This is a genomic window from Kamptonema formosum PCC 10802 (genome assembly GCF_000332335.1).
Classification (GTDB): Bacteria; Cyanobacteriota; Cyanobacteriia; order Cyanobacteriales; family Oscillatoriaceae; genus Oscillatoria.
In genome coordinates this window covers 430,527-443,138 of sequence record NZ_KB235950.1, presented here as the reverse complement: position 1 = coordinate 443,138, position 12,612 = coordinate 430,527, and the positions used below count along the sequence as shown (strand labels likewise).

The 12,612-nt window shown below is 49.2% G+C and carries 8 protein-coding genes and 4 pseudogenes; 7 read left to right on the top strand and 5 right to left on the bottom strand.

Features of this window, described 5'->3' with window-relative positions; translation table 11 throughout:
- The coding region (locus OSC10802_RS43365; RefSeq protein ID WP_082218483.1) for an amino acid adenylation domain-containing protein at positions 1–2,972 on the bottom strand (2,972 nt) is incomplete at its 3' end.
- A gap of 215 nt (positions 2,973–3,187) precedes the next feature.
- On the bottom strand, positions 3,188–4,642 hold the full coding sequence (locus OSC10802_RS0135865) for an FAD-dependent oxidoreductase (RefSeq protein WP_017721584.1): 1,455 nt from the start codon (positions 4,640–4,642) through the stop codon (positions 3,188–3,190).
- Between the two features lie 186 nt (positions 4,643–4,828).
- Between OSC10802_RS0135865 and OSC10802_RS52205 the strand changes: the two genes are divergently transcribed.
- Both OSC10802_RS52205 and OSC10802_RS0135850 read left to right on the top strand, forming a co-directional pair.
- Complete coding sequence (locus OSC10802_RS52205) at positions 4,829–5,110, top strand: hypothetical protein (protein ID WP_155969164.1); 282 nt, start codon at positions 4,829–4,831, stop codon at positions 5,108–5,110.
- A 770-nt stretch (positions 5,111–5,880) separates the two neighbouring features.
- Positions 5,881–6,321, top strand: coding sequence for a hypothetical protein (locus tag OSC10802_RS0135850; RefSeq protein ID WP_017721582.1), 441 nt, complete (start codon positions 5,881–5,883; stop codon positions 6,319–6,321).
- Between the two features lie 133 nt (positions 6,322–6,454).
- Here OSC10802_RS0135850 and OSC10802_RS0135845 read toward each other — a convergent pair whose 3' ends face one another.
- Positions 6,455–6,850 (bottom strand): hypothetical protein, encoded by a 396-nt coding sequence (locus OSC10802_RS0135845; RefSeq protein WP_369797146.1) that lies wholly within the window; start codon positions 6,848–6,850, stop codon positions 6,455–6,457.
- Between the two features lie 305 nt (positions 6,851–7,155).
- On the opposite strand from OSC10802_RS0135845, the pseudogene OSC10802_RS55260 reads away from it, so the two are divergent.
- The 3 genes and pseudogenes from OSC10802_RS55260 to OSC10802_RS56885 all read left to right on the top strand — a co-directional run.
- Positions 7,156–7,301: pseudogene (locus OSC10802_RS55260) on the top strand (RNA-guided endonuclease TnpB family protein); the annotation flags it as partial.
- A gap of 30 nt (positions 7,302–7,331) precedes the next feature.
- Positions 7,332–8,396, top strand: a complete 1,065-nt coding sequence (gene ccsB, locus OSC10802_RS0135840; protein WP_026099101.1) for a c-type cytochrome biogenesis protein CcsB — start codon at positions 7,332–7,334, stop codon at positions 8,394–8,396.
- 418 nt (positions 8,397–8,814) lie between these two features.
- A complete protein-coding gene (locus OSC10802_RS56885; protein WP_071593418.1) occupies positions 8,815–9,075 on the top strand; it encodes a KGK domain-containing protein in 261 nt (86 codons plus the stop codon).
- Between the two features lie 396 nt (positions 9,076–9,471).
- Here OSC10802_RS56885 and OSC10802_RS52195 read toward each other — a convergent pair.
- A pseudogene (locus tag OSC10802_RS52195) lies at positions 9,472–9,903 on the bottom strand (IS701 family transposase); the annotation flags it as partial.
- 323 nt (positions 9,904–10,226) lie between these two features.
- On the opposite strand from OSC10802_RS52195, the gene OSC10802_RS0135830 reads away from it, so the two are divergent.
- The gene (locus OSC10802_RS0135830; protein ID WP_017721578.1) at positions 10,227–11,096 is read left to right on the top strand and encodes an IS630 family transposase; all 870 of its coding nucleotides are present in this window, start codon (positions 10,227–10,229) and stop codon (positions 11,094–11,096) included.
- Between the two features lie 32 nt (positions 11,097–11,128).
- Here the strand turns inward: OSC10802_RS0135830 and OSC10802_RS55255 are convergent.
- Positions 11,129–11,411: pseudogene (locus tag OSC10802_RS55255) on the bottom strand (IS701 family transposase); the annotation flags it as partial.
- Between the two features lie 73 nt (positions 11,412–11,484).
- Between OSC10802_RS55255 and OSC10802_RS47065 the strand changes: the two are divergent.
- Positions 11,485–12,484, top strand: a pseudogene (locus tag OSC10802_RS47065) (IS4 family transposase).
- The last annotated feature ends 128 nt before the right edge of the window (positions 12,485–12,612 follow it).

The following is a 12,612-nucleotide window of genomic DNA, read 5'->3' as shown; positions in this document are numbered from 1 at the left end:
GAAAATGTCAACTCCACAGGAGTGGCGGTGGGGTGAGGGCAATCTCCTGATGCTGTCGCCGGTGGGGCAACAGCACTCTCCCCCTGGCCACTTGCTGAAAACTGTGTACCATTGGTACACACTTTTATCTGCGGAAATGTCAACTCCAGAGGAGTGGCGGTGGGGTGAGGGCGATCTCCTGATGCTGTCGCCGGTGGGGCAACAGCACTCTCCCCCTGGCCACTTGCTGAAAACTGTGTACCATTGGTACACACTTTGCTCTGCGGAAATGTCAACTCCAGAGGAGTGGCGGTGGGGTGAGGTCCATCGCCTGATGCTGTTGCCGGTGGGGCAACAGCACTCTCCCCCTGGTCAGTGCCGGAAAACTGTGAACCATTGGCACACACTTTGCTCTCAGGAAATGTCAAGCTCAAATCCCCCTGTCTTGGCGGCAAAAAGGGATTGTCAATGAACCTTTCCGCAGTCAGCTCTGGCCGGTTGAGATAGCCTCTGGCCAACATGCCGCCGATATAAATTTCCCCGGGCACGCCAACCGGCACTGGCTGCCGGTGGGAGTCGAGCAGGTAAATCTGCTTGTTGGCAGTGGGACGACCGATGGGAACAGTGCTTGGATGGCTATCGCCAGGGCAGAGCCAGCAGGTGGCCTCAACGCACGCCTCTGTTGGCCCGTACATGTTGGACAAGCTGGCTCGCAGCTTAGCTGTGTGCTGCGCGCAGACTTCTGGGGTTACAGGTTCGCCGCCGCAGAAGACGTGCCTGAGCTGCTTGCAATTCTCAACACCCGGCTCCTGGAGGAAGACCTGCAGCATGGAAGTCACGAAGTCGAGGACAGTGATTTGATACTTGTTAACCAGTCTGAGGATGTGAGCTACGTCCTGATGCGCCCCCGGTGGAGCGACAATTAACTGGGCTCCAGCTGACAGGAAACTGAATATTTGGCAGATTGCCGGCTCAAAGGCCAAAGGAATTGTTTGCAAGATTCGGTCTGTCTCGGCGATCTTGAAGGCTTCCTGCCTCCAGAAAATTTGATTGCAAATAGGCCGGTGTTCCATCATCACGCCTTTGGGCTGCCCTGTGGAGCCCGAAGTGTAGATGACATAGGCTAGGCTGTGAGATGTGACATTGCTGGCAGGGTTTTCAGCGCTTTGGGAGGCAATTGTCTCCCAGTCTGCGTCCAGCGCGATAGCGTGGGCTCCGTGTTGGGGAAGGCTCCCCACCAAATGCTGTTGGGTGAGCAGCACCGGCACCTGAGTGTCTCGCAGCATAAAGGCAAGGCGCTCTTGGGGACAGGCTGGGTCTAGGGGCGCAAAAGCCGCACCGGCTTTGAGGATTCCCAGCAAACCGACTACCATTTCTAAGGAGCGCTCTAAGCAGATTCCCACGAGAACTTCCGGTCCGACTCCGAGAGACTGCAAGTGGTGGGCGAGTTGGTTGGCGCGTTGCTGTAACTGCCGGTATGTTAGAGAGGCGACTCTTAGCTCAGCGTCTTCAAAAACCACTGCAACTGAATCGGGGGTTCGCTCGACTTGCGCGTCAAAGAGCCGGTGCAAGCAGGCATCTTTGGGGTAATTTGTCTCGGTGCTATTCCACTCGACTAGGATCTGATCCCGCTCTTGCGCCGCAAGCAGGGGCAATTCTGCCAGAGACTGGCAGGGATTGACCGCCATGCTTTCTAGCAAGGTCTGAATGTGTCCCAGCATGCGGGTGATGGTGCTGTCATCGAACCGGTGCCGGTCGTATTTGATTTTGAGTGAGAGTTCTGCGCCCCCATACACCGCCACAGTCAGGGGATAGTTGGGTTGTTCGAGGAGGCGAACTTCTATATTTTCCCACCGGCCCCCTTGGGATCGCAAGGTGGAATTTAACTGGTAGTTTTCAAATATCAGGATGCTGTCAAACAGGGGGGTTCCTGCCGGCAGTTCGCTCCACCCCTGAATTTTGACGAGAGGCGTATGCTCCCAGTCTCGCAAGGCAACCCACTGCGCCCGAAGTTTTTTCAGCCAGGGGAGCAAGTCCATCTGTGCCGGCACGCTGACTCGCACCGGCAGGGTATTGATAAATAGTCCCACCATCGATTCGGCACCGTCAATCGTTGAGCGCCGGCAGGATTTGGTGGCACCAAAGACGACATCTGTCTCGCCGGTGTAGCGATTCATAAGCAACCCCCAAGCTCCCTGGACGAGGGTGTTGAGTGTCAGTTGGTGTTCTTTGGCTAGGGACTGCAATTGAGAAGTTGTTGCTGTCGGCAGGTTAATTTCTTGCTGTGCGAAGGCACTGGCAATGGGTGATTCTATCCCGGGCTGCTTTATTTTTATGAGACGAGCTTTGTCTGCGAGAAGCGGTGTCGGTCCGCTAAAGCCTCGTAATAACTCGCGCCAGAAGTTTTGCGCTTTGGAGAAGTCCTGCAGCAGCAACCACTGGATATAGTCTCGATAGGGGCGGGGGTCTTTTAGCTGCAAGTCCTGTCCTTGGCAGAAGGCATCGTAAAAGGCGAAGACTTCTTTAATTAGGATGGGAAAAGAGCGCCCGTCGAGCAAGGCGTGATGAAAAGTCCAAACGCATGAAGCGTGAGATTCGCTGAGATGGAAAAGAGCTAGGCGCATCAGGGGCGCTCGGTTGAGTTGGAAGTCTTGCTGGCGATCGGATTGGAGATACGCCTGCAGCCGGTTTTGCTGTTCAGATGCCGGCAGTGTGCGCCAGTCGTGCTGTTGCAGCGGAATTGTCACCTGCCTGCCGGCGCACTGAAGCGGTTCGCCCTCACCTCGATCGTGAAAGCTTGTTCTCAAGACTGGGTGCCGGTGTGCGACTTTCTGCCAAGCTTGCTGGAAGGCTGAAACATTTAAATTTTCATGCAGGTCAAAGATTACCTGCTCAATACAGGCACCGGAGTGCTGGGCGTAAAGGCTGTGGAACAGCATGCCCTGCTGCATGGGTGAAAGTGGGTATGAATCTGCAACCGTCTCTACTTGCATTTTAAGTTCCTTATGCTGGTTTTGCTGTGATAGAAAGTGAGTTTGTTTGGCTCGATCTGAGAGCGCGATATTTGCAAGTCTGTGAGGGAAAACCCGGCGGGGTTGCGATACCAATTTTGGATTTTATATTTTGGATGTCCGGATTTTCCCCCCGGATATCAAGGGTTTTTCCTCGAAAAAAAATACTGCCTGTCTCAACTTGGTATGAAGACTTGCTAGACTCCAGCTGGGAAAGGAACTGCAGCTGCCGGTGAGCGAAGGACAGCTGGTAGGGAGTAGGGTTCAGTGAAATCAGCAGTTTTAAGCAATTTCCGGCTCACGAGAAAATCAGCTTTTTCCCAGCTCACTTCTTCGAGCGCCTCAATCTCTTCACACAGTTCATCGACTATCCGGGTCTGAATTATGCCCCGATCTCGCGCTTCTGAATAGGGGATGCGGTGAAAGGCTAGCATGGAATAATTGGGAATAAAATCGTTGGGATATCTTTCGGAAAGAGCTAGCTCTACCTTTTTCTTCAGTAAGAATTTCGGATTGGCCACCCGATCGCGCAGTTCTATATAATTCTCAAGGGAGAGGTCGGCAATTGCGTCGGTATTGACTTTTCTCTGTTTTTGGAATTCTGGAAATACTTTTTTCCAGTTCGTTCCATATTTTTCCACACACTCATCTAGATAGGCGCAATCCTCCAAGGCGCAATTCATACCTTGCCCGTGAAACGGAACAATGGCGTGAGCTGCATCTCCTAATAAGAGAGCTTTGTCCCTCACATGCCAGGGGTCGCACTTTATGGTTAGTAAGGAACCGGCAGTCTTGGCAAAATACTTTTCTACTAAAGCCGGCATCAGCGGCAAGGTATCCGGAAATTGTCTTTTGAAGAACTCAGTAACTTTTATTTTAGAGTTCCATGTTTCCCAACTTTCTTCCCCATAAAAAGGAGCAAATAACAGGGCAGTAAAGCTTCCATCTAAGTTGGGGAACCCGCACAGCATATACTGCCCGCGCGGCCAAATATGCAGGGCATTTTTCTCTAGCAAGAACTCTCCGTTTGGGCCGGCAGCGATGGTTAGCTCTTTGTAGCCATGATTTAAGTAAGACTGGGAAAAATTAAAGCCTCGCTCTTTCAGCATGGACATTCGCAGAGCGGAAGCAGAGCCATCTGTTCCGATGACTGGACTTGCCTTGAGCGCTGTTTGCTGGCCATTCGTTTCGTCGCGCAACTTCAATTCGCCGGTGTCAAAATTCATTCCCGCACACTGCTGGTTGAAGTGGATTCTGACATTTGCGTATTTTTCCGCTTCGTTCATTAAAGCTATGTTGAACTGGTTTCTGGCAATAGAATAAAGCACTTCGCTATTTTTTCTGCCATAGGGCTGAAATGCTAGCTCCCCACTCAGGGAGTGCATCATTCTCCCCTTCAGGGGGATGGCTGCTTTCATCACTTCTTCATATAAGCCAATTTGCTTCAGTACATATATTCCCCGCGCCGACAGCGTTAAATTAATGGATCTGCCCCCACTAAATGGAACTTTTCGCATGTCATATCTGCGCTCATATATATCCACTACAAAGCCCCTTCGGGCCAGATAAATCGCTAAAACGCAACCGGCTAAACCGGCACCTATTAAGGTGATTCTGTCTGCTGAGTGGGGTGGTGATTTGATTTGATACATGGGGGGTAGCCTTTAGAAAATAACTTCACTCGCTTGAGATTGTAAGCAGCCTTCCGAGAATTTTTCAGTTGGGTGACACTGCGAGTGCCTGCGGCAAACTTTTGGGCAATCCACCACAGACTGATTATTTAAACTGCTCAAAATAACGATACGCTTTTGCCGCCGTCCTAGAAAAACTCATTTAACATGGCAGAATTATTTCCCAAAACACTTTTAGAATCATTTAAGGTGAAAAGCCGAGTAAAATGTCGTTCATATTTGAGGGGAGCTCCTTTTGTATCTGCTTGGGCTGTTGCATCTGCACCACTCATACTTTACAAGAAAGGACAGGCTATTTTTCTAGAATCTGCTCTGCTTAAAGATTTACAATTAATAAGCAAACGCGCCTTTAATCAATACTGTAACTGTGCTGACCGAGGCTGTGTTGCCACTTTGGCAGAAATTTTGTGGGGAAACATGAAGACCTGAGGGGCCCTGCCATCCTCTAAAAGGACGGAAAGGCTGGCTGTCGGGGAAATCCTGATTCTTAGAAGAACTGCCACCTGAGTGGCCGAATGTCTGAAATCCTTATCAGGCATGCGTTTGACAGATTTTCCCCCTGAAGCGCAGACAGAATGTTTCCCACCATGAACCAGGGGCAATCATTTTACGCTCGTTCTTGAAAAGAGCCGATATTTGTAATATTTCTTCATAAAAAAATACATTTTGTAATTTTATTTAAATAATCTTCAGAGTTTTGCACTAAAGCGCTTTTAAACTTTCGCGAAGAATTGCTTGTGGCGGGAGTGGGTTATTAGAAAAAGGGTTAAAAACTTAAATGATAGGGTGACTTAACTTACTGGCAGTATACTTTTTGTAAGTTTTTGCATTGATAGGAGTGTTTTGTTACTAAGAATACAAAATTCAGTCAGGTTTTATAGGGGCGGGAGGCTCCGCGATTTGCAGTTTTGCATCCTGTAGCGGGACTTGAGCGCCACAGATGCGGGAGAGAACCGGTGGAGTAGAAGGAGAGAGGGAGAGCCTCTGGGGGCTAGAGGCTAGAGACTGTGGGCTAGGGGCGCGCGCGAGCTCCTTTTACCCCAGTCGAGCCCTCCTAATGCGCCGTCCATTCTTCCGTCTTGCTTCTTCCTTGTTCCTCCCACACAGGCTAGCCGGCAGCTCGCCAGAGTAAAGTGAAGATACTGCAAACAAAGCCTCTAATGGGATAGTCTGACTTTATGAAGCTATGGGAAAGGGCAATGAAACAACTCGGAAAGCAGCCACGCCGCTACAAATTTTTCTTTCTCAATCCCTACAAGGACGTGCGGTTCTCATACTGCCCCAAGTGCCAAGGCAAGACTAAGCTGCGCAAGGTGCCCCTCGCGATCCAGGTGCAGCCGGTGCAGCTGGTGGCGGTGAACAAGTCGTGCCGCTACTGCCCTGCCTGCGACTTGCTGATTGCCCATCAGGATGAGGTGGAGGAGCAACTGGCCCCCAAAAGTGGCCCGCGCCCACCGGCTTTGATTAGCAATAGCTACTTAATTATGGGCACGATGGAGCGGGCTGACTGGCAGCGCAGCTGCACCGAACCGATGACGCCGGCTCAACTTCAGGAGTGCCTGTACGCCTTCAAGCAAGTCTTAAAGTTCGAGCCCAGCAAGTGGATAAAATTAAACGTGGAGTGGAAGCTCATAGATTGATATCCAATCCAATCGATCTCCTAATAAAATGGAGAGGGCAGGATAGATTGGCAGCGCCATCGGCCAGAGGGCCAGCTGCAACAGTGTCTGGATACCGGAAGCGTTCCAGCACCGAATGCAGTTGCCGCCTTGATTAGAGCCGAGAGCCCGCTTCCGGGTCTGGAGTAGGGGGACTTTCCGGCGTTTCTGGGGCAGAAGCACCCTCCGACTCACCAGTCAAATTCACCAACAGGGACCGCAGCGGCTTGCGCGGAATATACGGCCAGCCACTCTCGGCTTCAACATCCTTCAGCAGCGCGTAGAGGGCCTGACGGTTATCCGGTAAAGACTCTTGAAACAAACCGTCGCGAATCTCTTGATGCAAAGTCTCTAGCGCCCGCAGCAAGGCTAAAATGGCCATACTATCCCCTTTACAGCTTTGGGCCAAAGCGCGGATGTCAGCGGCAAGCGCTTGCAACTCCAACTGCAACTGTCCTGACTCCAATTTTGCCCCACTGTTCATACTGTCCATCCTTCTGTATTCAGTCAAAATAAATTTAGCTTGGGCGAAAGGCGGGACGCCTGTCCCGCATCTCGCACTGGGCCAAAACCCTTATTCTCGCAGAGAAAGCCGGTGCCCTGCCAGTGAGGTTCGAGTTCCCTGTGTCGGGCCGGACATTGCAGTGCCAAGAATGGATAGGATAGATGGGGATCTGACTTGATAGCTCGATCCCGAACCAAACAGCTGGGGAGAGAAAATTTAATCACGGATTTTCGCAGGCCAGGCCGCAGAGCGTGATATAATACACACAGAGATTTGAGGACAGCCCTATTGGCCAGATAGTGGATCTTTGAATTTTCCACTGTCCCAATTGCGGGTTTATGCTATGGCGGGACTGGAATGGCGATCGCGTGAGATTTTCCTGAAAGCTTTGCGGGATAACGCCTGTATCATCTTGTACGGTGATAGTGCTATCGTAGCATTGTCCGGTAATATCCGGAATAAGTCGGAAAATGTATCAGAGCACTCTATGGATTTAGTCGCACTGCAAAACGGGTTGGACAACATCTCGTTTGCTGTCCTATTCGTGACCATGTTAATTTACTGGGGAGGAGCAGCCTTTCCAGAAATTCCCTACCTGCCGGCCATCGGCACAGCGGGAATGGCCAGCGCCAACCTCGGCATTGCCGCCTTGCTGTTAGCTCGCTGGATCGAAGCTGGCTACTTCCCCTTGAGCAACCTGTATGAATCCCTATTTTTCTTGGCCTGGGGGATTACCGCCGTCCATCTGATTGCCGAAAATATGAGTCGCAGCCGGCTGGTGGGCGTCGCCACCGGGCCAGTGGCGATGGGCATCACCGCTTTCGCCGCCCTCACTTTACCCTCGGAAATGCAGTCGGCGGCCCCTCTGGTTCCCGCCCTCAAATCCAACTGGCTGATGATGCACGTCAGTGTTATGATGCTCAGCTATGCCGCCCTAATGGTTGGCTCCCTGCTGGCGATCGCATTCCTCGTCGTCACTCGCGGCCAAAACGTCGAACTCCAGGGCAGTTCCACCGGCACTGGCGGCTATCGCCACGAGAGCAACGGCAGTGGCCACTACCAGCTACAGCGCAACAGCGAACCCCTCGAGCCAGTCCAACCGCTCTCGCACTTGCAGGCACCCAGTCTGGCTGATAACAATGGCGGCGTCAAAACCGCAGTCCTAGATCGGGTGGTGGCTGAACCGGCAGAGATCGCCACCGAGCCGGTTGCGCCCCTTTCGCCCCTGCGGCTCAGCATCGCCGAAACTCTCGACAACATCAGCTACCGCACCATCGGTTTGGGATTCCCCCTCCTGACGATTGGCATTATTGCCGGTGCTGTCTGGGCCAATGAAGCTTGGGGCTCTTACTGGAGTTGGGACCCCAAAGAAACCTGGGCCCTAATTACCTGGCTGGTGTTCGCCGCCTACCTCCACGCTCGCATCACCAAAGGCTGGCAAGGGCGCAAGCCAGCAATTCTAGCCGCCACCGGCTTTGCCGTCGTCTGGATTTGCTATCTCGGCGTCAATCTTCTAGGCAAGGGTTTGCACTCCTACGGCTGGTTTTTCTAAAACTTTCCGTCTATTTACTTACTCCTCAATTCAACGTCTAACTCACCTGCGCGCAAGACACTGTCCTGAGGTGCATCTCAGTTTTTCGCGCGGCACACAACCCCACCCCCCTCCTCCCGCAAGGAAACGCGACTGTGCGGAACACTCAGTAAATGATTCCGCCAGAATCCTTCCGGGGAGGGAATTACAGGGGCAAAGAAGTCCCGGAACCGGTTATATTTTGCCAGCGTGGGATGCTCCTACTGTCGTGCCCTTTACAGTTGCCCGCTCTCCAATCTTGCCCGCTAGCTCAGTTTTGATATCCCTATAAATTCAGGCGTTAGACATTAGTATCAACAGTGGATTTGAGCCGATGGAATGCGAAGATGCAGTTTTGTCTCTATAAAATTATAAAGAACGAGTCTTAATTGACGACTCCATGTTCAAAGCTGCTAAATTACTCCTTGAAATGAGGTCACGAGTTAGAGATATTTATAGCCTCCACTGGCAAGAAGAATCTGCGCAACCTAAGAAAAGATGGCTTTCTGATGGCGTGAGGTGGGAACTCCTAAAACCAGGAGGCCGGTGGCAAACAGAAAAAATTAGAATGCGAATCTGCCTGAAGTTTTGCCCTGATGAACCTGTCTCGCCCCAAGATGACATCCCCCAGCCAATGAAAGAATCTGACCCTAGTTCCTGATGGCATCAACTTCAGAATTTGCCTCCTCACCGGCAAGAGCCTCCTATTTTTGCTATGCAGGGGTTCTAAATGATTTGTTATAGCCGTATTCACTTAGATTAGGACATTAATGGCCTGGCGCATGGGGTATGGCGCATGGGGCATGGGAAAGACTCACAGCAATGCGATGATGCCCCATCGCCGACTGCCCATGTCCGTTCCCTAAGTGCCTAGTGCTATAGCAGCAGTCATATTGGTTAGAACAATAGAAGCTTCGGGAGCGGGCGAGCAAGGGAGGCCGGAATGTAGGTTTCCTAAATGCTTACTGCTATATAGACGTAGGGCAGGCGTCCCGCCCCCCCTGAAGGTCTAATGTTCTAACCTAAGTGCATACTGCTATATCCCTCTTTTATCACTCTAGGCAGAGGAAAAGTAATATTGCCACTGCTGGCCGTTTACGGAAATGGCCGGTGGAAAGAAATTCATTAGAGAAATTAAGCGAGTCAAGCCTAAAGTTAACTGAGGGATAGGGAAAACCTTTAACCAAGGCTTGATAAGATTAAAACAGACTAGAGGGAGAAGAATTAAGCGCAGATTGTTAAAAATATTTTTCCAGCCTTCTTTTTCGTCCCATTGCTGATGTTGAGGAAATCTTTGGTGAACAGGACTTTGGGGATTCAGGCAAAACCTCGACGCTTTTTGACTAGAGGCAGCATAAAGACTGACCATTAAATAGGCGCTCTCTACTATTTCCCACCATTTTTCAATGTCCTCGTACTGAGTGAGGCGAAAATCCGCCCAGCCCAGTTCATTTTTGCTTTCTTTGAACCCATATTCTATCCAAGTTCGGCTCACAGAAAAATTGCCAACCTCAAGGTAAGTGAGGCCAGGAATTATCGTCATCACATACCAAGTAGAATTTGACGGGAGCGTTTTTTTATCCGCAGTTATCTCCCAGTAACGCCGCTCTCTTCTTTGGCCAAATATCCATTCTATAATGAATCTAATTTCTTGACGGCCATCGGCAAAAACTCGCTTAAATTTTTTCCACTGAGATGCTGTAACGCTTTGCTCGGGAGGGAGCCAGACTCCGTGATTACTTCTATAGCACTTGTCATTTAGGTCAAAACGTGCTAAAATACTAATAAAGAGCCTTTAGGAGTCTATTATATATGCCAGCACCTTACAGCTATGACCTGAGCCAAAAAGTAGTAGCTGCCGTAGAACGCGGCATGAGTATAGTTGAAGCTGCTCGGGTCTTTGACGTGAGCCGCAGTACAATTTACCAGTGGCGCAAGCGTCAGTCCGCGACTGGGGACTTGAAACCGGAGTCAGGCTATCAACAGGGATGGGGACATAAAATCGAAGACTTGGAGTCTATTCGGGAATTTGTCCTGGCCAACGGAGAAAAAACTCAAGCTCAAATGGTGCGAGCATGGCCACGAAAAATCAGTCCTTCTACTTTCAGTCGCGCCCTTAAAAAAATTGGATTTACTCGCAAAAAAACTTACGGGTACATTGAAAGGGATGAGGTTTCAAGACAGGAGTTTTTAAAGCGTCTTGAAGGCAAAGCCCCAGACAGTATGGTTTTTGTGGATGAGTCCGGTATAGATAACCGAGAGGATTATCCCTATGGATGGTGTGACAGGAGTGAAAGGTTTTACGCCTTTAAGTCTGGTCGCCGCAAGCAAAGAGTGAGTATAGTAGCCGCTTTAAGAGGCGAGAGCTTGATAGCACCACTAACCTTTGAGGGCTCTTGTAACCGTCAGCTCTTTGAAAGCTGGGTCGAGACTCAACTTATTCCCGTTTTAAAAGCGGGCCAAATTGTGATTTTAGATAATGCCAGTTTTCATAAAGGTGGGAGGATTGAGGAACTGATTAAATCAGCGGGGTGCGATTTAATTTATTTACCGCCCTATTCCCCAGACCTGAATCCAATTGAAAGATGTTGGGCAAGACTTAAAAACTATATCCGTCAAGCTCTCGTCAGGGGTGAGGAGTTAAGGCAATCAGTTGATGCAGCAGTTTTATCTATGTCCTAACCTAAATGCATACTGCTATAATTGCCACAACGAAGATTCATCTCTTCTAAGGCGGAGATAAATCTGCTGTTGCTTTCTCCATAGAAGCTGTCAGCTAGCACTCTCTCTATTTCAAATCCCATCTCTCTTAACTGATGGAGTAATTCAACAGCTATTTCTGGCTGGCTTTTGTAGACATCTCCTGGTTGGAGGCGCTTTCTCGGCTTGTACACTTCAAAAATTAGGGGGAAAGTTATGCCGTCGATTAATCCATAAGCCAGCCACTATACCGTTTTCAACTTTCCCTAATTGGCCCCACAAGTGTTGAATCTTAACAATTCGACACAAAAAAAGCGCCCAAAACGTGCTATGCTTTCGGATAGGGTCAAATAAATCTTGTTAACAAACTGTGCTCTACTCATTTCCCAAGCTTGTCCAAAAATGGTTGGCATCTTTGCCCACAAATGATTATCCTGTCCTAAATACCCGCTTGGATTTATCCATAGGGTTGAGCTATGCAATGGATAAAAGATTGACCAGTATGAGAGATATATTCAAGCGACTCAATGTCAGTGGCTTGGGAATCGATATTTCAACTTTATCCAAAGCTAATAAGCACAGAAGTAAAGAACCCTTTTTGAAATTTGCTCAACAGCTTGATGAATAAATTTGTCGTCACAAAAAATACAAAAATATGAATTGTGTCCGATTGATTCAACCGTCATAACTCTGACAATTAAATTGCTTTGGCTGCAAGAATACTATCAAGTCAAGCTTGTTAGCTCCTTAAACTTAACAACAGGAGTAACCGAAGAAAATCTAATAAATTTTGGATACGACTCGGACTACAGATACGGTCAAGAGATGTTAAATACTTTGCCCTCTAACAGCGTAGCAGTAATGGATAGGGGCTTTTCTGGTTTAAATTTTTTACGGAGGCGAGCCAGTCAAAGAAGTATTTTGTCTTGCGCATCCCTAACAGCTACAAACTTCAATTATCTGAAACCAATGGACATTTTATAGTAGGGACAGGTAAGAACTCAGGAATATATAGAGTTGTTAACTTTTGTGATATTGAAAAGCGCGCCGAGTATAGATTGGCCACCAATCTGGAGCGGGACGAAGTGTCCGATGAAGAGCTTATGGAAATTTACAGATATCGCTGGCACATAGAGTTGTTATGGAAGTTTCTTAAAACTCACCTAAAATTGGACAAACTGATTACTAAAAATGTAAATGGTATAGCCATACAAATTTATGTGTCGCTGATAGCTTACCTCATATTAAAGATAGTAGATATTCCTAAAGAATGGGGGACTACGCTACTAGATAAACTCCGCTATCTTCAATGTTGTATGTGTCAAGAAATCAGCTATGTCCACTGGATAGAACGACTCCTCTCTGGGTAAGCATTTTTACTCAGGGCCGGAGAAATGTAAGCTAAAATGTAAAGTTTTGTAACGGAATTCAACACTTGTGCGTTTGAGGGGGGTGGAAAAATGGGGTTGAAGGCGGGAATGCTGAACTGCCTCCTGTA